This window comes from Ottowia thiooxydans, assembly GCF_040548795.1.
In the GTDB taxonomy this organism is placed as follows: Bacteria; Pseudomonadota; Gammaproteobacteria; order Burkholderiales; family Burkholderiaceae_C; genus Ottowia; species Ottowia thiooxydans_A.
The window spans coordinates 186,673-207,221 of record NZ_JBEPSH010000005.1; the positions used below are offsets into that span (position 1 = coordinate 186,673).

Below are 20,549 nucleotides of genomic sequence, written 5' to 3' on the forward strand. Positions count from 1 at the left end.
TCATGCTGCTTCTTTCATCGAGCGCTGTTCTTGTTTTTCTGCATGCGCCAGGGCCGCTGCACGTACCCAGGCGCCGTCTTCATGCGCCTTCACCCGCGTGGCCAGGCGCTCTTTGTTGCAAGGACCATGGCCGTTGACGGTCTGCCAGAATTCATCCCAGTCGATGGCGCCGTAGTCGTAGTGGCCCCGTTCCTCGTTCCATTTCAGATCGGGATCGGGCAAGGTCACGCCCAGCACCTTGGCCTGTGGCACCGTGGCGTCCACGAACTTCTGGCGCAGGTCATCGTTGCTGATGCGCTTGATTCCCCAGCGACGGCCTTGATCGCTGTTGGGGCTGTCTGCGTCAGGCGGGCCAAACATGGCCAGGCATTTCCACCAGGTGCGGTTCACGGCGTCTTGCACCATGTCGCGCTGGGCCTGGGAGCCTTTCATCAAGACCAGCAAGGCTTCATAGCCCTGACGCTGGTGGAAAGACTCTTCCTTGCAGACACGAACCATGGCGCGTGCATACGGGCCGTAAGAGCAACGGCAAAGGGGGATCTGGTTCATGATGGCAGCGCCATCCACCAGCCACCCGATAACGCCAACATCTGCCCAGTTGAGCGTGGGATAGTTGAAGATGCTGCTGTACTTGGCTTTGCCTGAATGAAGGGCGTCGAGCATTTCGTCTCGGCCCGTGCCCAGGGTTTCCGCAGCGCTGTACAAATACAGACCATGGCCAGCTTCATCCTGCACCTTGGCAATGAGAATGGCTTTGCGTTTGAGGCTGGGTGCACGGCTGATCCAGTTGCCTTCGGGCAGCATGCCGACGATTTCTGAGTGGGCGTGCTGACTGATCTGCCGCACCAGGGTCTTGCGGTAGGCCTCTGGCATCCATTCACGGGGTTCAATTTTCCCGTCGGCGTTGATTTTTTCGTCAAAAGCGGCCTGCAGCGCGGTTTCCGCTTCGCTCAGGGGTTTGGGTACGGGCCGCAGGCCTGCAGTCTTGGCGTCTGCCTCGTCGGGCACGGAAAACGATTGGGTATACATGCGGATCTCCTTGGCGCAATGCGCCCAAGTGGATTGGGGGCGTCCTCACGCCCTGACTTCCGGAAAGTCCGAGTATAAATAATTAGCCGACCGAGCGGTCGGCTAATTATTGAGTGATCTTTAGGGGTTTACCCGAAGTTAGCTCGAGTGCCCCCAGCAGAAGCTGTGCCAGCCTCAGGGAGAGGAAGAGGTCAGGAACGCTGGGCTTCCACTTCCCAGCGCTGGCCGGACCCGTTCCCAAGCGCCTTCAGAACCTTTGGAAGCACTGCTTCCAGCGCTGGTTTCAAAGGGTGGGGTGGGTTGATGACGAACATCCCGCTGCTGGTGAGGCCGCGGCGGTCTGGGCGGGTTGGGTCGCCGCTGGTATCTGCTGCCGGTGCTCCGACATTCAAGGTGGCGTGCAGCCATGGGCGCTCGGCCTGCATCGCCATGGTCTTGAGCTTGCGTGGCAGATCATGGGCTTCTGGCCGGCCGATGATGGGGTACCAGACGAGGTACACACCCGTAGGAAAGCGCCGCATGGCGTCTTGCATGGCCGTATGGACCTTGGCGTAGTCAGTTTTGATTTCGTAGCTTGGGTCCATCAACACCACGGCACGGCGTGAACCACCGGGCGCCGGGGGCGGAGGCAGGAGGGCTTTCAACCCCTCGAAGCCATCTTGGGCTGATACGGTGATCTGGCGCCCAGCTTCCAGTTGGCCGATGTTGCCTTGCAGGGTCTTGGCATCCGTAGGGTGGATCTCAAAGAGTTTGAGCCGGTCGCGCACGCTGGCGCGATCGGCCTCGCTCATCAAATGATGCATCACGAAAGGCGAGCCAGGGTAGACCCGCCAAACGTCGTCCGTATTGAACGCTTTAATGACTTCCAGGTAATCGGCCAGCGCATCGTCTTCGGGTTGTGCGCCTTTAGAAGTAGGCAGCTTGGCCAGGCGCAAAATGCCATTGGCGGCTTCACCGGAGGTTTCTGCGTAGTCGCCATCCAGTCGGTAGAGGCCCGCACCGGCATGGGTGTCCACCATGGTCAGCGGAGTCGGTTTCTGCATCAGATGACGCAGGGTCGCGATCAGCGTGAGGTGTTTAAGGACGTCGGCATGACTGCCGGCGTGAAATGCGTGGCGATAACTGAACATGGGCTGATGGTAAGGGCTAAGGAGCCTCTGCAAAACCCCTCACGGCGCCAGACACTGCCCTCGGGCGGTCTGCGGCGTTGATTTTTTTGCCAATAGCACGAGCTATTGGCTGCAAAACTGCGCCTTGCAGCCCATCCCGAGGCCAGCGCCCGGCATCCGCGATCAGTTTTGCAGAGGCTCCCTAAATGCTTGCCAGGCTTGTTGCAGGCTTGTGGACCCAAGCTTGCTTCTGTGTCAGGTGCAGCATGCGGGCACTTGTGGGGCAAGGCGTTATCCACATATAATGCCGGGTTCTGCAGCGCCTTTAGGCTCCGCGACAGACGCTTTGACAAGCGCAGTGAATAAGCGGATTTTCGGATGCGAGATTGATTCGAGCATTCAAAAGTACTCTCTATTCATGCTTTTCAGGGCGAACCCCACCTAAGAGACTCTCTAAAGAAGAGTGCCGACCGTGGAAAAGAGCCGAATTAAATCCTTCACAGGAAAAAACTCATGAAAACGTTCAGCGCTAAAGCAGCTGACGTGACGCACGAGTGGTTTGTGATTGACGCCACCGATAAGGTGCTCGGTCGGGTTGCCAGCGAAGTGGCCCTCCGTCTACGCGGCAAGCACAAAGCCATCTATACGCCTCACGTCGATACAGGTGACTTCATTGTCATCGTCAACGCCTCCAAGATCCGGGTTACCGGAGCCAAAGAGCTCGACAAGAAATACTATCGCCACACTGGTTACCCAGGTGGCATTCGCGAAACCAATTTCCGCGACATGCAAGCCAAGCACCCTGGCCGCGCACTGGAAAAGGCCGTCAAGGGCATGCTGCCCAAAGGTCCTCTGGGCTACGCCATGATCAAGAAACTGAAGGTCTACGGCGGCGCGGAACATCCGCACACTGCTCAGCAACCTAAAGTGCTTGAAATCGCAGCACTTTCCAATGGGGTGGCTAAATGATCGGTGATTGGAACAACGGCACCGGCCGACGCAAATCCAGCGTGGCCCGCGTGTTCATCAAAAAAGGCAGCGGCAAGATCACTGTCAATGGCAAGGATATTGGCGCGTTTTTCGGCCGCCAAACCTCCATCATGATCTGCAAGCAACCTCTGGTGCTGACTGACAACGTCGAAACATTCGACGTGCAGGTCAATGTCCACGGCGGCGGTGAATCCGGTCAAGCCGGCGCCGTTCGTCACGGCATTACCCGTGCCCTGATCGACTATGACGAAACCCTCAAGCCGGCGCTGAGCCAGGCGGGCTTCGTGACACGTGATGCACGTGAAGTCGAACGTAAGAAGGTCGGTTTGCACTCCGCTCGCCGCCGCAAGCAATTCAGCAAGCGTTAATTCGCTTGGCTCTGGTGGGCTCAAGCATGCTTGGGCTCATTCAGGATCTTGCTTCAAACCGCGCCTCTCTTTACGAGATGCGCGGTTTTTGCTTTGTGACGTGGTAAAACGGTGGGCGTTCAGACGTTCAGGAGTTCGGTTCATGTTGGGCATCAAAAAGCAGGCATCCACTCGTAGCACCATCGGCCCCGGCATGCGGGTCGTGGGCGACTGCACGTTCCAGGATGGACTGCAGATCGACGGTGAGGTGATTGGCAACGTGACCGCCGATCCTGGACCCTCGAACACCCTTGTGATCAGCGAGACAGGCCGTGTTCAAGGCGCAGTGCTCGCAGACCATGTGGTGATCTCAGGCAGCGTGACAGGTCCTGTACATGCCCGAGAACTGCTTGAATTGCAGTCGAAGGCGCGTGTGGAAGGGGATGTGAGATACAAGACGCTGGAAATGCAGCAGGGCGCTGTTATTGCCGGGCAGTTGCAGCCCCAGGTCACCAAGCCCATGCCCGTGGTAGTGGAGCGCCAAGAGCCTCTGCAAGAACCCACTGAGCCTACACTGGATTTCGATAAGCAGTAAAAGAGCAGTATGTGATGGTCAGGGTGCGGTTCCAGTCTCCGGCACCCGAGGGCTAATAGCCCTGTCTCAGCAGAAATCCGACTGATTTGATATACTATTTCTCAAGCAAAATCATAGGAGTAGCGACATGAGCGCTCTAGCCCAAGATATCCAGACCCCCACGCAAATGCCCGAACCCATTGTGTTCACCGACAGCGCAGCTGCCAAGGTGGCTGATTTGATCGCGGAAGAAGGCAATCCTGAGCTCAAGCTGCGCGTCTTTGTGCAAGGCGGCGGTTGCTCAGGTTTTCAGTATGGTTTCACGTTTGACGAAATCGCAAACGATGACGACACCACCATGACCAAGAACGGTGTGTCTTTGCTGATCGACGCCATGAGCTACCAGTATCTGGTGGGCGCAGAGATCGATTACAAAGAAGACCTCCAAGGCGCGCAGTTCGTCATCAAGAACCCCAATGCAACCACCACCTGTGGCTGCGGTTCTTCGTTCACTACTGCTGATAGCTAAGAAGAGGGTTTATCTCCCAACAAAAAGCCCGCTGAACAGCGGGCTTTTTGTTTGTAGCCAAATCAGCGGTGTTCGACTGTTCGACTGTTTGACTGTTTGGCGTGTTCGGCGTGTTCAGTTGAGAGTTTCAACTGAACACTTGGAACTTCGACACGTTCTTACTGCGCGCTGGCGCCGTAGATTTGCCCAGCGGCGGCCAATTGCATTTTCATGCCAGCGGCCAGCTGCGCAAAAGCTGCTCGGCTGCCTGGAGAAACCGGCACGTTCTCGCGCTGTTCGGCCAAGATGGCCGGGTCTTGCGGTTCGTTGTTGATGCGGTATTCGAAGTGCAGGTGGGGGCCTGTGGCAATGCCGGTCATGCCGACAGCGCCAATGTTTTCACCTTGCATGACGTTGTCGCCCGTTTTAACGGAAATACGCGACAAGTGGGCATACACCGTGGTGCTCTTATTGCGGTGCTTGACGTAGATCACGTTGCCGTAGCCGTTTTGAACGCCCGCAAACTCCACCACGCCGTCACCAATGGTGCGAACGGGGGTGCCGGTGGGGGCTGCGTAATCCACGCCCTTGTGTTCGCGCTGATAGCCGAGCACCGGGTGCGTGCGCATTCCAAATCCACTGCTCATGCGTGAAAATTCGAGCGGAGCCAGAAGGTAAGCTTTACGAAGGCTCTGGCCGTCGAAAGCGTAGTAGCCACCCCGGCTGCCAGGCTCTTGAAACCACATGGCCTGAAGCGTCTTTCCGCGATTCGTGAACTCGGCGCTCAAGATTCTGCCGGACCTCATGGGTTCGCCATCAGCTTGCAGCGTTTCGTAGACGATGGAGAAGCGATCGCCCTTGCGAAGACCCCTGTGAAAATCGACATCGCTGTCGAACATTTCGGTGAGTTGTTTGGTAACGCTATCAGGAACGCGGGCGTCGTCCGTAGCAGCAAACAAAGTCGACTCAATGACGCCGCTTGCCAAGCGTTGCGACGCTACCAGTGGAGCTGTTTCCACGCGGGAGACAAAGCCGTTGGCAGTCTGCTCGACCACCAGCCGCTTGAACTGCTCGTCAGTGCTTTTTTCAAGCCATTGTGTGCGCAGAGAGAGCAAAGCCTGGTCTGCATTGGCTTCCACAGTGACAGAACGTCCACCGCGGCCAAACAGGGCCTGGCGTGAGGCAGCGTCATTGCGGAGAAAGGCCGCCGCTGCGGGGTCGGCGACGCCCAGACGCCTGAGAAGGCTTTCTGGTGTCTCGGGGGAGCGGGTAACCTCGGTTCTGTACAGCTTGAACGCGAATTGGTCCAGCGCATCGATCTGCGCTGACAGGGAAGATGGCAAGACGTCTTCAGAGACAAGACGCACAGGTTCGGTGGGCGCTGTAGGTGCCAAGGAGGCCACGGCGAATGCACCACCACCACCGCCAAGCAGGAACGCAGCAATCACAGCAGTGATGCGTTTCGGGTGGCGATGAATCAAATCGGCGAGCGCGAGGCCCGTTGAAATCAGCTTTTGCTTCACTAGTGTCCTGAAATCTGGGGGGTTTTGGACACGGCAACAAGGAAAATTACCGCTTTCAGTCTCTCTTATGAGGGACGGGACCCTAAAATCACGGGTCTTAAGTCGGGGCAGTATACCGACGTAGGCATTGGCCTACAAGAAAAACTACCTTATGAACTCAGCTCTTGTTACAAATTACCCCGTGACCGACCGTGTCCGCGAGGCCATGGCCGTCAGTTTGCGGGGCGTCGAGGAATTACTTCCTCAAGAAGATTGGCTCAAAAAGCTCTCCCGCGCAGAAGCAACCGGCCAGCCACTTCGCATTAAACTGGGATTAGACCCTACTGCGCCCGACATTCACATCGGTCACACCGTGGTGCTGAACAAGATGCGCCAGCTTCAGGACCTGGGGCATACGGTTATCTTTCTGATTGGCGATTTCACGACCTTGATCGGAGATCCATCCGGGCGTAATTCCACCAGGCCGCCGCTTTCTGCCGAACAGATTCAGCAAAACGCCGAAACGTACAAGACGCAAGCGTACAAGGTGCTCGATCCTGCGCGGACTGAGCTGCGCTACAACAGCGAGTGGAGCGATCAGCTGGGCGCGCGCGGCATGATTCAGTTGGCTGCCAAATACACCGTGGCCCGGATGATGGAGCGCAATGATTTTCATGACCGCTTCAAGGCCGGAACGCCGATCAGCGTTCACGAGTTCCTGTATCCCCTCATGCAGGGCTATGACTCGGTCGCGCTTCGCAGTGACATTGAACTGGGCGGTACCGACCAGAAATTCAACCTCCTGATGGGGCGCCACCTGCAGGTTGAATACGGGCAGGAGCCTCAGTGCATTCTCACCATGCCGCTGCTGGAGGGGCTCGATGGCGTTGAGAAGATGTCGAAATCGAAGAACAACTACATCGGCATCACGGAAGACCCCAACACCATGTTTGCCAAGGTGCTGTCAATCTCTGATGAGTTGATGTGGCGCTGGTATACGCTGCTGTCTTTCAAATCGATGGCAGACATCGATGCGCTTCGCCAGGAGATCGCGCAGGGTCGTAACCCCAAAGACGCCAAGGTGATGCTCGCCAAGGAAATCACGGCGCGCTTCCACTCTGCGGCCGCGGCCGAAGCTGCAGAGCAGGATTTCATTAACCGCAGCAAGGGCGGGGTGCCCGACGATATCCCCCTGGTGTCCCTCAGCGGTGCGCCTTTGGGCATTGGCGCGGTGCTGAAATCTGCAGGGCTGGCGCCTTCGACCAGTGAGGCTGGCCGCCTGATTGACGGCGGAGGCGTGCGCGTGGATTCAAGTGTCATCAGCGACAAGGGCCTGAAACTCCAGGCTGGCACTTACGTTGTTCAGGTCGGCAAGCGCAAATTCGCCAAGGTGGAATTGACCGCCTGAGGCCCTCCGACAGAGCTCAGGACAGGCATGTCGAAGCGTAGCGCAAGGCGCTTCGACATGCTCAGGACAGGCTTCGACAAGCTCAGCCCGAACGGTTTTAGGCTGAACGGCTTTTGTAGATTGACCGCAATTTGGTATCAGTCGCTCGGCTGATCCTTTTTGCGCGGTTGCAAGGCTGCGCATTCTGCGGTGGCGTCCCACTTGCCTCTGCAGTGACGCCAGCCGCAGGCGTCGCGTTTAAATGGGTTGCCCCCTGCTTCCTTGAGGCATTGGCCTAAAGGCGTGCCCGAAGCTCCCTTGTTGGCCATGAAGTCTCCGCCACTGGCCGGGCAGTCTCCTTGCCCCCAGCGGCCTTCGCAGTGCTGGCGCATGCACCGGTCACGGGCGAGGGGGTTCATGCCTGAATGATCCATGCAGCTTTTCAGGCTGGCATTGGGGTTGGCGTTGGGATTGGCGCTAGAACGGTAGGCCTGGGGCTCAGGTGGCGGAGGAGGGGCTGCCGCGTTGGAGCGAGCGGGTGCGGCTCTAGGGGCCTGAGGTTGGCCTTTTTCCGCGCGGTGCTTGCGGGCAGCCTCAGCGGCTTGCTGGGAATTGCTTTGGGCATTCGCAGCGGGCGCTAAAAGCATGGTCTGCACAAGTGCAAATGCCGTCAGCGCTCGCGCCATCATGGTGAAAATCTTCATGCAATACTCCTCATTTTTTTGGTGGGAAAGCACGAGCGCTTCCCTCGTTAAGTGCTGCTTGGGCACCTTCTCGCGTGGCTCGGCCCACGAATCCCTCGCCGCGCCCCCACAAAGATAGACTAAATGCAAGCATTGATCCAGCGAGTTTCGCAAGCACATGTGACAGTGGATGGCCGAGAGACCGGCAGAATCGGGCCAGGACTATTGGTGCTGGTCTGTGCTGAGCGAGGCGATACGAAGGCGCAAGCAGACAAGTTACTGGCCAAGCTCCTGAAGCTTCGAATTTTCTCGGACCCCGCCGGGAAGATGAACCTTAGCCTGCTTGACACCGCCGGCGGCCTGTTGATTGTGAGCCAGTTCACGCTGGCCGCTGATACGAGTGGCGGTAATCGTCCAAGCTTTACTGGCGCAGCGCCACCCCAAGAAGGGCTTGAGCTGTACGACTATTTCGTGGCGCAGGCCAAGGCTCAGCATTCACTGGTTGCCACCGGCGAATACGGCGCCGATATGCGCGTGCACTTGATCAACGACGGTCCGGTGACCATTCCAATGAAAATTTCGTGATGAGGGTGTGAAGTAGTGGTGCCAGAGTCAGTCACCCCTGCCGTCCCATCACGCACAAGAACTAGCCCGGCGCTCCGTAGGGGTCGGTAAGTCCGAGACTTTCCATGATCTGAGTCTCCAGCGCCTCCATCGCTTCTGCGTCTTCTGAGCTGGTCTCATGGTCCCAGCCTTGCGCGTGCAGTGTGCCGTGCACCAGTAAATGGGCATAGTGCTCGGCCAGCGGCTTGCCCAGTTCTGCGGCCTCGCGCTCGAGCACCGGTGCGCAAAGTACCAGGTCGGCACTGACCACAGGCGCATCCGGGGGGCGTGCGTAATCGAAGGTGAGGACGTTGGTGGCGTAGTCCTTGCCACGGTAGGCCAGGTTCAGAGCCCGGCCTTCCTCGGCATCAACGATGCGTACCGTGATCTCGGCGGGCGCTTGCAGGGCATGGCGTATCCATCGCACGGCACGGTGACGAGGCAACGCGGCGCGATGCAGGGCTACGCCTTCAAAGCGGGCCCATTGCAAGGATAAGTCCAGGGAGGGCAGGGACATGGCAGAACGCGGTTCTTTTTAGACGGGGTACTTCAGAGAGTTGGGGCGCACTCAGATGGGAAAGCTAGTCACCGCCGCGCACGCGCTTCGTCTGAGCATCGTAGGCGTCAACAATGCGTGCCACCAGCGGATGGCGAACCACGTCAGCGGAAATGAAGCGCGTGAAGGCGATGCCCTTGACGCGTTTGAGGATGCGTTCCGCATCTACCAGTCCGCTGGTTGTACCTTTGGGTAAATCCACCTGGCTCACGTCGCCTGTGACCACGCAACGCGCGCCGAATCCTATCCGCGTCAGGAACATTTTCATCTGCTCTGCGGTGGTGTTTTGCGCTTCATCCAGAATGATGAAAGCATTGTTGAGCGTGCGCCCCCGCATGAAAGCCAGCGGAGCGATCTCAAGCTGGTTGCGCTCGAAAGCTTTCATCACGCGGTCAAAGCCCATCAGATCGTAGAGCGCGTCATAAAGCGGCCGAAGATAGGGGTCTACCTTCTGGGTGAGGTCGCCAGGCAGAAATCCCAAACGCTCACCGGCTTCTACAGCAGGCCTTGTCAGCACAATACGCTGCACAGCGCTGCGCTCCAGTGCATCCACTGCACAGGCTACCGCCAGGTAGGTTTTACCGGTACCTGCGGGACCAATCCCAAAGGTGATGTCGTGCGTGGCGATATTTTCCAGGTAAATGCTCTGGTTGGGCGTGCGTGCCTTCAAATCAGCGCGCCGCGTCTGAAGGCGCTGAGACCCATCGTCGTTTTCTGAAAGGGGGGCTCCGTCTCCAGCCAGCATCAGCTGCAAAGTCTCGGTTTTGACAGGCCTGTCGGCAAGTTCATAGACCGCTTGCAGTATTTCTAGCGCGCGCTCCGCCTGCTTTTTGGGCCCGTCGATCTTGAATTGCTCGTGACGGTGGGCTATTGAAACTTGTAACCCAGTCTCGATGGTACGCAGATGGTCATCCAACGGACCGCAAAGATTGGACATGCGGGTGTTGTTGTGCGGGGTAAAGTTGTGGCGGATGATCACTTAAATATATTTGGCGTTTCGTAGGCATTGTCCATGAAGTGGCAGGCTGCATGCACACAAGCGTTTTATCATGTGTAAATAGACAGTCATGTCATCCATCTTCTACTGAAAGCTTCTGTGATCGGACGCCTTGCCGGCTTGCTGGCCGAGAAAAATCCTCCGCAACTGTTGATTGACTGCCATGGCGTGGGCTACGAGGTCGATGTGCCCATGAGCACGTTCTACCTCTTGCCTGCGGTAGGTGAGAAGATCACGCTGCTCACCCACTTCGTGGTGCGGGAAGACGCGCAGATTCTGTATGGCTTTGCCAGCGCGCCTGAACGCGAAGCCTTCCGTCAGCTTATTCGTATCAGTGGCGTGGGGCCGAGGACTGCACTGGCAGTGCTTTCTGGTATGAGCGTCGCAGAGTTGGGTCAAGCCATTACCACTCAGGAAGCGGGCCGATTGGTCAAGGTCCCTGGCATCGGCAAGAAAACCGCAGAGCGCTTGCTTCTTGAGCTCAAAGGCAAACTGGGAGCGGATATCGCAACCGCATCCGCCAACCCTCAGAGTGATGCGGAGTCGGATATTTTGCAAGCCCTGCTTGCGCTGGGCTACAACGACCGCGAGGCCGCGGCCAGCATGAAGGCGCTGCCTGCCGGCGTGGGTGTGAGCGACGGGATCAAGCTGGCTTTGCGCTCGCTTGCGAAATAGCCTCACGCTCCTATTGAGACTGAGCTAAGTCCTGACAAATACCTGTTCGGCTTGAGCTTAGCCTGTCCTGCGCCTGTCGAAGGGCCTTGCGCAACGCGTCGACAAGCTCAGCGCGAACGGAATGTTGTGGCCCCAACTCCGTGGATGCGTCGAGTTCAAGCGGACTTGGTGTTGGGGCTCGCCTCCAGCTATAACGCCTCCAGCGCGGGACAGGCTGTGACGCTCATCCAGTGGGAAAACGCGCTAATCAGGAAGAAAATCCTGCTTTGAGTGCGAGCGTGATGGCCGCTGCTGACGCGGACTTGCACTGACTCGCATTCTGTCCGCTCCAAAGCGGGGAGAAGTCGGTGCTACCTTTTTTCTCGGCTGCGGCGCGCAGAAGGCCAATCGCATTGGTGGCCAGCGGGAACTCAGGTGCGGCAGGGCTGATCGGACCCTGTTCGCGCATGACGCGGTTGACGATGCCGCGAGCAGGCCTGCCTGTGAAGAGGTTGGTGAGGGCTGTGTGACGTGACGCTTCGCTTTGCAGGGCAGCGCGGTGAGCAACTGAGGTGGTGGCCTCGTCGGCGCACAGATAGGCCGTCCCGACCTGCACACCGGCGGCCCCCAATGCCATGGCTGCACGTACACCTGCAGCGTCAGCAATCCCTCCGGCGGCGATCACGGGCACGCGCACGGCGGCCACTATTTGCGGCAGCAGGGCGAAGGTGCCCATTTGCGCTGTCAGGTCCATGCTCAAAAAATGCCCGCGGTGTCCGCCAGCCTCCAGGCCTTGTGCGATCACCGCATCGGCTCCATTCGCCTCCAGCCAAAGCGCCTCCTGTACTGTGGTGGCGGACGAGAGAACGAATGCTCCCCACGCTTTTACGCGGGCCAACAAATCAGGCGCTGGAAGGCCGAAGTGAAAACTCACTACTCTGGGTTTGAACTCTGCCAATAACGCGGCCGATTCGGCGCTGAATGGCAATCTTCCTGGCCCGGTGGGTATGTTGGCCATGTCCAGCCCGTGCTCCTCGTAATAGGGTGCAAGCGCCTGGCGCCAAGCGGTGTCGCGCGCGGCGTCGGACGGTGGGGAGGTGTGGCAGAAAAAGTTGACGTTGTAGGGGACTCCCCCAGTTTGCATCTTCTGCAGTTCAGCGCGCAAGGCATCGGGCGCCAGCATGGCGCAGGGCAGAGAGCCCAGCACACCTGCATCGCTCGCAGCCAAGGCGAGCGCACTGCCTTGGACTCCGGCCATAGGAGCCTGAATAAGGGGATGGGAAACGCCAAGCTGTTCGCACAAGGTATTCATGCCCGTATTGTCGCCGGGGCTTGCGCATTCTCAAAATATTTAATATATTAAATAAATGGTCAAGCCCACCGCTCTCAAACACCGCAATTTGCCTCTGCTGCTGCTCAAGGCGCGCGAGGCGTTGATGGAGAGCCGCCGGCCGGCTCTGCGTAGCCACGGACTGTCGGACCAGCAATGGCGCGTTTTGCGTGTGCTGTCTGAACCTGTCAACGCTTTGGGGCTGGAGACCGGTCGCCTGGCGCGCGAAGCCCATTTGCTGGGACCCAGCCTGACAGGGGTGTTGTCCCGGATGGAGCGCGACGGAATGGTCGTGCGCCAGCGCAGTGAGTCGGATGCGCGCCGTAGCGTGGTTCGCATCACCGAGGTGGGCCAGGCGCTGGCAGCCTCGCTTTCCGTGGTTATTGAATCGCAATACCACGATCTGGAAGCAACGATTGGTCAACCTAAATTGAACAAGCTCTACACGCTGCTGGATGAATTGATTGCCTTGCAGCAGATTGATCAGAAAGAAACTATTGAAATGACCGAGGACGATCTATGACCGCCAGTACCGCGAATGGCTGGTTGCCGCAAGGCACGGTGTATGGCACCTTGCTCAATTTTCGGCGCGAGTTTGATCTTTGGGCGCCCAAGATGAATGAAGCGCCCTACAAGGCGCCGCCCAAAGCGCCCGTGCTCTACATCAAGACCGCCAACACTTTCGCGCCCTGCGGGGCGGTGGTGGCTGTGCAAGGTGAAGTGGATGTGGGTGCCACGATCGGCCTGGTCATGGCAGATGCGGGAAGTCCATCTTCATCTGAGCCATGGAGCCGGGTGGGAGGCTGTGTGCTGCTGAACGATCTGAGCGTGCCCCATGCAAGCTACTACAGGCCGCCACTTCGGTTCCGAAATCTCGATGGCTTTCTTGTCTGCGGGGGGGCAGAGCACGCCCTCTCTCAAGCGGATGATCTGGCTGCTCTGACGCTTGAGGTTCGCATCAACGACCAGTTGGTGCAGCAAGTCGATTTATCTACCCTGGTGCGAAATGCGGGGAGCTTGCTGAACGACGTGAGTGAGTTCATGACCTTGCAGCCCGGCGACGTGTTGATGCTTGGCACTGACTGCCTGGAGAGCGGTGCTCGCCCAAGGGCCAAGGCGGGTGACCGTATTGAGATCAGCGCGTCTGGCTTTGCGGCCCTTACACATACCCTGATCGCGGAGGAAGCATGAAACACGCCCGCATTGCCTGGGCTGGCGCCGTGCATGATGCGATCTTGCAAGACGGTCAGCTCGAACTCGTGACGCCTGCTTTCAGAGGCAAGCGCCTGGATTTTGGTGAGGTGGTGTGGCTGCCGCCTCTCGCTCCCATGCCACCCCGAAGACCACGCTCTGTATTGGCACTGGCAATCAACTATGCGGATCATGCCAAGGAGCTGGCTTTCAAGCCGCCCGAGGAGCCTTTGGCTTTTCCAAAGAGCGATGCTTCTTTCATAGGCCATCGCGCTTGCACCGTGCGGCCTCTGGATGCAACCAATATGCACTACGAGTGCGAGCTGGCCGTGGTGATGGGGCGTGAAGCGCGGCGCGTGAAGAAGAGCGACGCTTATGACTTCGTTCGCGGTTACACCGTGGCCAACGACTACGCCATTCGCGATTATCTGGAGAACTGGTATCGGCCCAATCTTCGCGTGAAAAACCGCGATACCTGCACTCCTATAGGCCCCTGGCTGGTGGATGCAACTGATATTGCGGACCCCATGAAGCTGGCGCTCAAGACCACGGTCAACGGCCAGGTTACCCAGCAGGGCACCACGGCAGACATGGTGTTCGACATACCCACTCTGATTGAGTATTTCACGAGTTTCATGACGCTCTACCCTGGCGACGTCATCCTCACTGGTACGCCTGACGGCGTGGTTGATTGCCCTGCAGGCAGCCACGTGGTGTGCGAGATCGAAGGCATAGGCGCGCTGGAGAACACCATTGTTCATCCTGGAATTCCAACACCCTAAGTGGCGCTACGCCTAGAAAGCAGTGAGACAAGCATGAGAATCGATCATCTCATCGATGGCAAGCCGGTCGCCGGCGTTGACTACTTCGAGACCGTGAACCCGGCCACGCAGGAGACTCTGGCAGAGGTCGCCTCTGGCGGCGAGGCGGAGATCCATGCCGCGGTGGCTGCCGCCAAGGCGGCATTCCCCAAATGGGCCGGCCTGCCCGCCACGGACCGCGCCAGGAAAATCCGAGCGCTTGGAGAGCTCATTGCCAAGCATGTGCCGGAGATTTCCAAGACTGAGACAGACGATACCGGACAGGTCATCTCTCAGACCGGCAAGCAACTGGTGCCGCGCGCGGCTGACAACTTCTCCTATTTCGCAGAGATGTGCACGCGCGTGGATGGCCACACCTATCCAACGCCCACCCACCTGAACTACACGCTGTTTCACCCAGTGGGGGTTTGCGCCTTGATCAGCCCGTGGAACGTGCCTTTCATGACCTCCACATGGAAGGTCGCTCCCTGCCTGGCCTTTGGCAATACGGCTGTGCTCAAGATGAGCGAGCTTTCCCCCTTGACGGCGGCGCGGCTTGGAGAATTGGCATTGGAGGCCGGTATTCCGGCGGGCGTGCTGAACCTTGTTCACGGCTTTGGCAAGGAGGCCGGTGAGCCGCTGGTAGGGCACCCGGATGTGCGAGCCATTTCTTTCACGGGATCTACGGCCACGGGCCATCGTATCGTCCGCGCGGCAGGCCTGAAGAAATTCAGCATGGAGCTGGGAGGAAAGAGTCCCTTCGTGGTGTTTGAAGACGCTGATCTTGACCGTGCGCTCGATGCCGCCGTGTTCATGATCTTCAGCAACAACGGCGAGCGCTGCACCGCGGGTAGCCGAATACTGGTGCAGAAAAGCATCTACCCGGAGTTCGCCAAAAAGTTCGCAGAAAGAGCCAGGAAGATCACGGTGGGTGATCCGCAAGACGAGAACACCATCATCGGCCCCATGATCTCCAAGAATCATCTGGCCAAGGTACGTAGCTACATTGAGCTGGGACCCAAAGAAGGGGCCACGCTCCTGTGCGGCGGGCTGGACCGCCCGAGCTATGCACCTGAATTGCCCAGCCGTGTGGCCAAGGGCAATTATGTGTGGCCCACAGTATTCGCGGATGTCGATAACCGCATGAAGATTGCGCAAGAAGAAATCTTCGGACCCGTGGCGTGTTTGATTCCTTTCACGGATGAGGCTGACGCGATCCGACAAGCCAATGACATTGACTACGGGCTTTCCAGCTACGTCTGGACCGAGAACATCGGCCGCGCACACCGCGTAGCCGCAGCCATTGAGGCAGGTATGTGCTTTGTCAACAGCCAGAACGTGCGCGATCTGCGCCAGCCCTTCGGCGGAACCAAGGCCTCAGGCACTGGTCGCGAGGGGGGCACCTGGAGCTACGAGGTTTTTCTGGAGCCCAAGAACGTGGCGGTGTCCATGGGTTCACATCACATACCGCACTGGGGAGTCTGAACATGAAGCGTCGTCAACTGTTGTTAGCTACGGCGGCTACCGCCGCCACGTCCGCGCTGCCTCTGGCCGTGCGTGCCCAAGCCTGGCCGGGCAAGACGATTCGCATCGTTGTGCCGTTCACACCCGGCGGCACTACGGATTTCGTCACCCGGCTGGTAGCGGTAGAAGCTGCCAAGACGCTGGGGCAGACCATCGTGGTGGAGAACAAGCCCGGTGCGGGTACCGTGATTGGCGTGGACAGCGTGGCCAAATCTGCGCCAGACGGATACACCTTTGTCACCGTGGCCAATAGCTTCTGTGTGAACGCGACCCTGATCAAAAAACTGCCTTACGACACGCGCAAAGACCTTCGCCCCGTGGCATTGATGGGCTTGTCGGAACACGTGCTGGCAACCCATCCGGCAAGCGGGCTCAAGACCGTAGCGGACATCGTGGCGCAGGCCAAGGCGGGGCAGAAGCTGAGTTATGCCTCGTTCGGGAACGGAACGTCCGCGCACCTGGCCGGAGAGATGTTGAAGACGCAGTTGGGCGTCGACATCGTTCACGTGCCGTACAAGGGACAGGCCCCAGCGTTGGCCGACCTGCTGGGCGGGCAAGTCTCCATGATGTTTGGCAACTGGCCCGAGTTCCGCAACCACGTGCAATCAGGCAAACTGGTGGCGGTGGGCATGGCGACGGCGCAGCGCTCGATCTATGCGCCTAATGTTCCTACACTGAGTGAGCAGGGGCTGAAAGTTGAATCCAACTCATGGAATGGCTTGCTGGCTCCATCTGGTGTGCCGGATGCCATCGTGCAGCGCATGAACGCTGCCGTGAACGCCGCCATGCAGTCGCCAACCTTGGTGGAAGCGTTTCAAAAGGGCGGAATTGCAGCCAAGAGCGGCACCTCGGCCCAGTTTTCTGACTACATAGACAGCGAGATCGTGCGGTACGCAGAGGTCATCAAGAAAGCCGGCATCTCGTCAGAGAGTTGATCACCCATCTCGGAACGCCAGAGCGCTGAACGCCAGGAAGGAGACAAACCATGGGCCAACTCGCCCTCGCTGCCAAGGTCACCCACGTACCCAGCATGTATTTGAGTGAGCTGCCGGGCGACCGCCATGGCACGCGGCAAGACGCCATAGACGGGCATCTCGAAATCAGCCGGCGTTGCCGTGCACTGGGCGTGGACACCATCGTGGTGTTCGACACCCACTGGTTGGTCAACGCCAACTACCACCTCAACTGCGCGCCGCAGTGGGCGGGCACCTACACTAGCAATGAGTTGCCGCATTTCATCAGCAACATGGAATATGGCTTTTCAGGCAACCCTGAGCTGGGGCGCCTGCTGGCCAAGACATGCAGCGAGCAGGGCGTGGAAACGCTGGCACACGACGCCACCACCCTGGCGCCGGAATATGGCACGCTGGTTCCCATGCGCTATATGAATGCCGACAAGCATTTCAAGGTGATCTCGGTCTCGGCCTTGTGCACCAGTCACTACCTGAACGACAGTGCTCGCCTCGGCTGGGCTATGCGGGAGGCCGTGGAGAAGCACTACGACGGCAAGGTGGCATTTCTGGCCAGTGGATCGCTTTCGCACCGCTTTGCGCAGAACGGCCTGGCACCGGAATTCGCTTTCAAGATCTGGAGCCCCTTGCTTGAGAAGATGGACGATGAAGTCGTCCGCATGTGGAAGAGTGGTGACTGGAGCGACTTCTGTGCCATGTTGCCGGAGTACGCGACCAAAGGGCATGGTGAAGGCTTCATGCACGACACCGCTATGCTGCTGGGATCATTGGGCTGGTCTGCGTACGACGGTAGGGCGGACATCGTCACCCCCTATTTCGCGGCTTCGGGTACCGGACAGATCAATGCTGTCTTTCCAGTCACGCCTCAAGACGGCCAGGCTGTGCCCCAGCCGGAGGCTTCACGCGCGGGCAGTTACCGCGCGTTTCCCAGAATTTGAAGTTCACGGATATTTTCATGCCCCATCTTGTTGTTCTCTATACCGGTAATCTCGACAAACTCACGGATATGAGTTTGCTCTGCCGGGGCCTCGCTGATGCCATGCTGACCGTGAAGGATGAAGCGGGTACCCAGGTTTTCCCCACGGGCGGTACAAGAGTGCTGGCCTATCCTGCTCCTTACTACGCGGTGGCGGACGGCGGAGCCGCCGGCAAGGCTGCCGGAGGCGATGGCGACTATGCGTTCATCTATCTGAATCTGCGCATGGCGCGGGGGCGTAGCGCAGCCACGCAGCAAAGGGCCGGCGAGGCCGTGTTAGCTGCAGCTCGAGAGCGCATCGATCCCCTCATGAAAGACCACCATATCGGCTTGACTGTCAACGTGGACGAAGGTGCGGAAGTGTTCGACGCCAAGCACAGCACTTTGCACCCCTTGTTCAAGAAACCCTGAGCCATGCTGACTCCTGACCAAATCAACCAACTGGCCCGTGAGCTGCAAGAGTCTGAGAAGACACGCGTGCAAGTGGAGCATTTTTCCAAACGCTTTCCGGAGATGGCTGTAGAAGACGGCTATCGCATTGGGCGAGCCTGGGTGGCGTTGCAGTTGGCCGAAGGGCGGAAGGTGATTGGCCACAAGATTGGCCTGACCTCGCGTGCCATGCAGATCAGCAGCCAGATCGACGAGCCCGACTACGGCACCTTGCTGGACAACATGCTGTATTCCGCCCCGCCCGGCCAGTTGCTTGAGATTCCAAGCAACCGCTTCATCGCGCCGCGTGTGGAGGTGGAACTGGCCTTTGTACTCAAATCGCCATTGAAAGGCCCGAATGTGGATGTGGAGCAGGTGCTGCAAGCCACGGAATACGTCACACCCGCCATCGAAATCATTGACTCGCGCATAGAGCAGTTTGACCGCCACACCAAAGTGATGCGCAAGGTGTACGACACCATCAGTGACAACGCGGCCAATGCGGCCATTGTGGTGGGTGCCAGCCGCGTACATCCGAAATCCATAGACCTGCCCTGGGTGGGCGCGGTGCTTAGACTCAATGGGGCGGTGGAAGAGACCGGGCTGGCCGCAGGTGTGCAGGGACATCCGGCAGTGGGTATTGCCTGGCTGGCCAACAAGCTGGCGCCATGGGGAGAGTCACTGCAGCCCGGGCAGATTGTGCTGGCAGGCTCCTTCACGCGTCCCGTGGCTGCCAAGGCGGGCGATGAATTCGAGGCTGACTACGGCCCGCTTGGCAAGTTGCAATTCAAGTTCGTCTGAAAGAAAAATAATGGAAACCCCAATCAATCCGTTCAAACAAGCCTTGCTGGAAAAGCGTCAGCAAATCGGGTTCTGGTTGAATGTACCCAACACCACCACGGCAGAGATCTGCGCCGGCGCAGGGTTTGACTGGTTGCTGATCGACGGTGAGCACACTACCCACAGCTTGCAAACCATCTTGCACCAGTTGCAAACCATTGCCGCTTATCCAGGCACACATGCCATTGCTCGGATGCCCATGGGGCATGGTCATGTGGGCGAGATGTTGATCAAGCAGTACCTCGATCTTGGCGTGCAAACGCTGTTGGTCCCTATGGTGGACACCGCAGAACAAGCGGAGGCCATCGTACGCGCGGCGCGCTATCCAGGGCCCGACGGGTTCGGCGGCATCCGCGGCGTGGCTGGTGGCCGGGCTGCGCGGTGGGGGCGCTATCCTCGGCATGTGCATGAAGCCAACGACCGCGTTTGCCTATTGCTGCAGGTGGAGTCGCGTACGTCCTTGGACAACCTCGAGGCGATCGCTGCGGTGGACGGTGTGGATGGCATCTTCATCGGCCCCGCTGACCTTTCGGCATCCATGGGGCACAGGGGCCATCCTGCTCACCCTGACATGCAGGCGATCATGGAAGACACCATTCGCCGCATCGTACGTGCCGGTAAAGCCGCTGGCATCCTGACACCCGATGAAGCTGCGGCGCGCCGTTATATGGAGTGGGGGGCGACGTTTGTTGCCGTGGGCATCGACACTTTGAGTCTCGCGCGCGAGACCAACCGGCTGGCCGCGGCCTTTGCGCCCAAGGCCAGACTGACGACATGAACGCGCTGGAATGGGAGACACGTCAGCAACTGGCGGCTTGCTACCGCATCTTCGCCATGCTGGGCTGGACGGAGATGATCTACAACCACATCACACTGCGCCTGCCTGATGAGGCCACGGGTGGGGAGATGCAATTCCTGATCAACCCCTTTGGCCTGCACTACACAGAGGTCACGGCCAGCAATCTTGTGAAGATCAATCTGGCGGGCGAGATTCTTGACGGATCTGCCCACCCGATCAATCCGGCCGGCTATACCTTGCACAGCACCCTACATGGCGGCATAGAAGGCGCGCACTGTGTGATGCACACGCACACCACGGCCGGGGTCGCTGTGGCGTGCATGAAAGAAGGTTTGCAGCAGACAAATTTCTACAGCGCTCAACTCCACGGCATGCTGGCCTATCACGCGTTCGAGGGCATTACTGTGCACGCGGAAGAAGGGCCGCGTGTGCTGGCAAGCATTGGAGACAAACGAGCGGTGATCTTGCGCAACCATGGGCTCCTGGCCTGGGGGGAGACTCTGCCGCAAACCTTTGCCATTCTCTGGACTTTGCAACGTGCGTGCGAAATCCAGTTGGCAGCGTTCAGCATGGGCGGCGCACAGGCGGTGATTCCCGTGCCTGAAGCCATTGCTGCCAACTGCACACGAGATTCCCTGCAGTTCGACCCCAAGCATGGCGCGGGGCGGGACGTATGGAATTCTCTGGTGCGGCAACTGGATCGAATGGATGAGAGCTATAAACGCTGATCCAGACAGGAAAGCGGGGCCG

24 protein-coding genes are annotated in these 20,549 nt (G+C 58.8%); 17 read left to right on the forward strand and 7 right to left on the reverse strand.

Annotated features, from left to right (window positions below; genetic code table 11):
* Together paaA and ABIE13_RS12995 are read right to left on the reverse strand one after the other, a co-directional pair.
* Positions 1 to 1,029, reverse strand: coding sequence for a 1,2-phenylacetyl-CoA epoxidase subunit PaaA (paaA, locus tag ABIE13_RS12990; RefSeq protein ID WP_354444025.1), 1,029 nt, complete (start codon positions 1,027 to 1,029; stop codon positions 1 to 3).
* Between the two features lie 191 nt (positions 1,030 to 1,220).
* Positions 1,221 to 2,159: a 23S rRNA (adenine(2030)-N(6))-methyltransferase RlmJ gene (locus ABIE13_RS12995; protein ID WP_354444027.1), complete on the reverse strand. Its 939-nt coding sequence runs from the start codon at positions 2,157 to 2,159 to the stop codon at positions 1,221 to 1,223.
* Positions 2,160 to 2,651: 492 nt separating this feature from the next.
* On the opposite strand from ABIE13_RS12995, the gene rplM reads away from it, so the two are divergent.
* The 4 genes from rplM (at position 2,652) to erpA (ending at position 4,578) form a co-directional block, all read left to right on the forward strand.
* Positions 2,652 to 3,107, forward strand: a complete 456-nt coding sequence (gene rplM / locus ABIE13_RS13000; protein ID WP_354444029.1) for a 50S ribosomal protein L13 — start codon at positions 2,652 to 2,654, stop codon at positions 3,105 to 3,107.
* The gene (gene rpsI / locus ABIE13_RS13005; RefSeq protein ID WP_354444031.1) at positions 3,104 to 3,496 is read left to right on the forward strand and encodes a 30S ribosomal protein S9; all 393 of its coding nucleotides are present in this window, start codon (positions 3,104 to 3,106) and stop codon (positions 3,494 to 3,496) included. The genes rplM and rpsI overlap by 4 nt, the downstream gene beginning before the upstream one ends.
* Positions 3,497 to 3,638: 142 nt before the next feature.
* On the forward strand, positions 3,639 to 4,070 hold the full coding sequence (locus tag ABIE13_RS13010) for a bactofilin family protein (protein WP_354444033.1): 432 nt from the start codon (positions 3,639 to 3,641) through the stop codon (positions 4,068 to 4,070).
* Positions 4,071 to 4,197: 127 nt separating this feature from the next.
* The gene (gene erpA, locus ABIE13_RS13015; RefSeq protein ID WP_354444035.1) at positions 4,198 to 4,578 is read left to right on the forward strand and encodes an iron-sulfur cluster insertion protein ErpA; all 381 of its coding nucleotides are present in this window, start codon (positions 4,198 to 4,200) and stop codon (positions 4,576 to 4,578) included.
* Between the two features lie 158 nt (positions 4,579 to 4,736).
* Here erpA and ABIE13_RS13020 read toward each other — a convergent pair whose 3' ends face one another.
* Positions 4,737 to 6,080 carry a M23 family metallopeptidase gene (locus tag ABIE13_RS13020; protein WP_354444037.1) on the reverse strand — a complete coding sequence of 448 codons (1,344 nt, stop codon included), beginning with the start codon at positions 6,078 to 6,080 and terminating at the stop codon, positions 4,737 to 4,739.
* A gap of 151 nt (positions 6,081 to 6,231) precedes the next feature.
* On the opposite strand from ABIE13_RS13020, the gene tyrS reads away from it, so the two are divergent.
* Positions 6,232 to 7,467 carry a tyrosine--tRNA ligase gene (gene tyrS, locus ABIE13_RS13025; RefSeq protein ID WP_354444039.1) on the forward strand — a complete coding sequence of 412 codons (1,236 nt, stop codon included), beginning with the start codon at positions 6,232 to 6,234 and terminating at the stop codon, positions 7,465 to 7,467.
* 137 nt (positions 7,468 to 7,604) lie between these two features.
* On the opposite strand, the gene ABIE13_RS13030 is transcribed toward tyrS, so the two are convergent.
* The gene (locus ABIE13_RS13030) at positions 7,605 to 8,150 is read right to left on the reverse strand and encodes a hypothetical protein (protein WP_354444041.1); all 546 of its coding nucleotides are present in this window, start codon (positions 8,148 to 8,150) and stop codon (positions 7,605 to 7,607) included.
* A 123-nt stretch (positions 8,151 to 8,273) separates the two neighbouring features.
* On the opposite strand from ABIE13_RS13030, the gene dtd reads away from it, so the two are divergent.
* Positions 8,274 to 8,714 (forward strand): D-aminoacyl-tRNA deacylase, encoded by a 441-nt coding sequence (gene dtd, locus ABIE13_RS13035; RefSeq protein ID WP_354444043.1) that lies wholly within the window; start codon positions 8,274 to 8,276, stop codon positions 8,712 to 8,714.
* Between the two features lie 61 nt (positions 8,715 to 8,775).
* On the opposite strand, the gene ybeY is transcribed toward dtd, so the two are convergent.
* Together ybeY and ABIE13_RS13045 are read right to left on the reverse strand one after the other, a co-directional pair.
* Positions 8,776 to 9,249, reverse strand: coding sequence for an rRNA maturation RNase YbeY (gene ybeY, locus ABIE13_RS13040; RefSeq protein WP_354444045.1), 474 nt, complete (start codon positions 9,247 to 9,249; stop codon positions 8,776 to 8,778).
* A gap of 64 nt (positions 9,250 to 9,313) precedes the next feature.
* Positions 9,314 to 10,267, reverse strand: coding sequence for a PhoH family protein (locus ABIE13_RS13045; protein WP_354444047.1), 954 nt, complete (start codon positions 10,265 to 10,267; stop codon positions 9,314 to 9,316).
* A 117-nt stretch (positions 10,268 to 10,384) separates the two neighbouring features.
* Here ABIE13_RS13045 and ruvA point away from each other — a divergent pair, with 117 nt between their 5' ends.
* The gene (gene ruvA / locus ABIE13_RS13050; protein WP_354444049.1) at positions 10,385 to 10,960 is read left to right on the forward strand and encodes a Holliday junction branch migration protein RuvA; all 576 of its coding nucleotides are present in this window, start codon (positions 10,385 to 10,387) and stop codon (positions 10,958 to 10,960) included.
* 247 nt (positions 10,961 to 11,207) lie between these two features.
* On the opposite strand, the gene ABIE13_RS13055 is transcribed toward ruvA, so the two are convergent.
* Positions 11,208 to 12,251: an NAD(P)H-dependent flavin oxidoreductase gene (locus ABIE13_RS13055; RefSeq protein WP_354444051.1), complete on the reverse strand. Its 1,044-nt coding sequence runs from the start codon at positions 12,249 to 12,251 to the stop codon at positions 11,208 to 11,210.
* 55 nt (positions 12,252 to 12,306) lie between these two features.
* On the opposite strand from ABIE13_RS13055, the gene hpaR reads away from it, so the two are divergent.
* The 10 genes from hpaR to ABIE13_RS13105 are packed head-to-tail and all read left to right on the forward strand — an operon-like array spanning position 12,307 to position 20,527.
* Entirely contained in the window at positions 12,307 to 12,792 is a 486-nt protein-coding gene (gene hpaR, locus ABIE13_RS13060) for a homoprotocatechuate degradation operon regulator HpaR (RefSeq protein ID WP_354444053.1), read from the forward strand.
* Complete coding sequence (locus ABIE13_RS13065) at positions 12,789 to 13,460, forward strand: fumarylacetoacetate hydrolase family protein (RefSeq protein ID WP_354444055.1); 672 nt, start codon at positions 12,789 to 12,791, stop codon at positions 13,458 to 13,460. The genes hpaR and ABIE13_RS13065 overlap by 4 nt, the downstream gene beginning before the upstream one ends.
* Positions 13,457 to 14,242: a fumarylacetoacetate hydrolase family protein gene (locus tag ABIE13_RS13070; protein WP_354444057.1), complete on the forward strand. Its 786-nt coding sequence runs from the start codon at positions 13,457 to 13,459 to the stop codon at positions 14,240 to 14,242. Before ABIE13_RS13065 ends, ABIE13_RS13070 begins: the two co-directional genes overlap by 4 nt.
* Before the next feature lie 33 nt (positions 14,243 to 14,275).
* Positions 14,276 to 15,745, forward strand: a complete 1,470-nt coding sequence (gene hpaE, locus ABIE13_RS13075) for a 5-carboxymethyl-2-hydroxymuconate semialdehyde dehydrogenase (RefSeq protein ID WP_354444059.1) — start codon at positions 14,276 to 14,278, stop codon at positions 15,743 to 15,745.
* Between the two features lie 2 nt (positions 15,746 to 15,747).
* A complete protein-coding gene (locus ABIE13_RS13080) occupies positions 15,748 to 16,719 on the forward strand; it encodes a tripartite tricarboxylate transporter substrate binding protein (RefSeq protein ID WP_354444061.1) in 972 nt (323 codons plus the stop codon).
* Positions 16,720 to 16,769: 50 nt separating this feature from the next.
* Positions 16,770 to 17,693 (forward strand): 3,4-dihydroxyphenylacetate 2,3-dioxygenase, encoded by a 924-nt coding sequence (gene hpaD, locus ABIE13_RS13085; RefSeq protein ID WP_354444063.1) that lies wholly within the window; start codon positions 16,770 to 16,772, stop codon positions 17,691 to 17,693.
* 17 nt (positions 17,694 to 17,710) lie between these two features.
* Complete coding sequence (locus ABIE13_RS13090) at positions 17,711 to 18,142, forward strand: 5-carboxymethyl-2-hydroxymuconate isomerase (RefSeq protein ID WP_354444065.1); 432 nt, start codon at positions 17,711 to 17,713, stop codon at positions 18,140 to 18,142.
* A gap of 3 nt (positions 18,143 to 18,145) precedes the next feature.
* Positions 18,146 to 18,961: a 2-oxo-hept-4-ene-1,7-dioate hydratase gene (hpaH, locus tag ABIE13_RS13095; protein ID WP_354444066.1), complete on the forward strand. Its 816-nt coding sequence runs from the start codon at positions 18,146 to 18,148 to the stop codon at positions 18,959 to 18,961.
* Positions 18,962 to 18,971: 10 nt separating this feature from the next.
* A complete protein-coding gene (locus ABIE13_RS13100) occupies positions 18,972 to 19,778 on the forward strand; it encodes an aldolase/citrate lyase family protein (RefSeq protein WP_354444068.1) in 807 nt (268 codons plus the stop codon).
* On the forward strand, positions 19,775 to 20,527 hold the full coding sequence (locus ABIE13_RS13105) for a class II aldolase/adducin family protein (protein WP_354444070.1): 753 nt from the start codon (positions 19,775 to 19,777) through the stop codon (positions 20,525 to 20,527). Before ABIE13_RS13100 ends, ABIE13_RS13105 begins: the two co-directional genes overlap by 4 nt.
* Positions 20,528 to 20,549: the final 22 nt, after the last annotated feature.

Coding starts and splice junctions, on each gene's coding strand:
- paaA (WP_354444025.1), bottom strand. CDS start 1,029: ATGTATACCCAATCGTTTTCCGTGCCCGACGAGGCAGACGCCAAGACT.
- ABIE13_RS12995 (WP_354444027.1), bottom strand. CDS start 2,159: ATGTTCAGTTATCGCCACGCATTTCACGCCGGCAGTCATGCCGACGTC.
- rplM (WP_354444029.1), top strand. CDS start 2,652: ATGAAAACGTTCAGCGCTAAAGCAGCTGACGTGACGCACGAGTGGTTT.
- rpsI (WP_354444031.1), top strand. CDS start 3,104: ATGATCGGTGATTGGAACAACGGCACCGGCCGACGCAAATCCAGCGTG.
- ABIE13_RS13010 (WP_354444033.1), top strand. CDS start 3,639: ATGTTGGGCATCAAAAAGCAGGCATCCACTCGTAGCACCATCGGCCCC.
- erpA (WP_354444035.1), top strand. CDS start 4,198: ATGAGCGCTCTAGCCCAAGATATCCAGACCCCCACGCAAATGCCCGAA.
- tyrS (WP_354444039.1), top strand. CDS start 6,232: ATGAACTCAGCTCTTGTTACAAATTACCCCGTGACCGACCGTGTCCGC.
- ABIE13_RS13030 (WP_354444041.1), bottom strand. CDS start 8,150: ATGAAGATTTTCACCATGATGGCGCGAGCGCTGACGGCATTTGCACTT.
- dtd (WP_354444043.1), top strand. CDS start 8,274: ATGCAAGCATTGATCCAGCGAGTTTCGCAAGCACATGTGACAGTGGAT.
- ybeY (WP_354444045.1), bottom strand. CDS start 9,249: ATGTCCCTGCCCTCCCTGGACTTATCCTTGCAATGGGCCCGCTTTGAA.
- ABIE13_RS13055 (WP_354444051.1), bottom strand. CDS start 12,251: ATGAATACCTTGTGCGAACAGCTTGGCGTTTCCCATCCCCTTATTCAG.
- hpaR (WP_354444053.1), top strand. CDS start 12,307: ATGGTCAAGCCCACCGCTCTCAAACACCGCAATTTGCCTCTGCTGCTG.
- ABIE13_RS13065 (WP_354444055.1), top strand. CDS start 12,789: ATGACCGCCAGTACCGCGAATGGCTGGTTGCCGCAAGGCACGGTGTAT.
- ABIE13_RS13070 (WP_354444057.1), top strand. CDS start 13,457: ATGAAACACGCCCGCATTGCCTGGGCTGGCGCCGTGCATGATGCGATC.
- hpaE (WP_354444059.1), top strand. CDS start 14,276: ATGAGAATCGATCATCTCATCGATGGCAAGCCGGTCGCCGGCGTTGAC.
- ABIE13_RS13080 (WP_354444061.1), top strand. CDS start 15,748: ATGAAGCGTCGTCAACTGTTGTTAGCTACGGCGGCTACCGCCGCCACG.
- hpaD (WP_354444063.1), top strand. CDS start 16,770: ATGGGCCAACTCGCCCTCGCTGCCAAGGTCACCCACGTACCCAGCATG.
- ABIE13_RS13090 (WP_354444065.1), top strand. CDS start 17,711: ATGCCCCATCTTGTTGTTCTCTATACCGGTAATCTCGACAAACTCACG.
- hpaH (WP_354444066.1), top strand. CDS start 18,146: ATGCTGACTCCTGACCAAATCAACCAACTGGCCCGTGAGCTGCAAGAG.
- ABIE13_RS13100 (WP_354444068.1), top strand. CDS start 18,972: ATGGAAACCCCAATCAATCCGTTCAAACAAGCCTTGCTGGAAAAGCGT.
- ABIE13_RS13105 (WP_354444070.1), top strand. CDS start 19,775: ATGAACGCGCTGGAATGGGAGACACGTCAGCAACTGGCGGCTTGCTAC.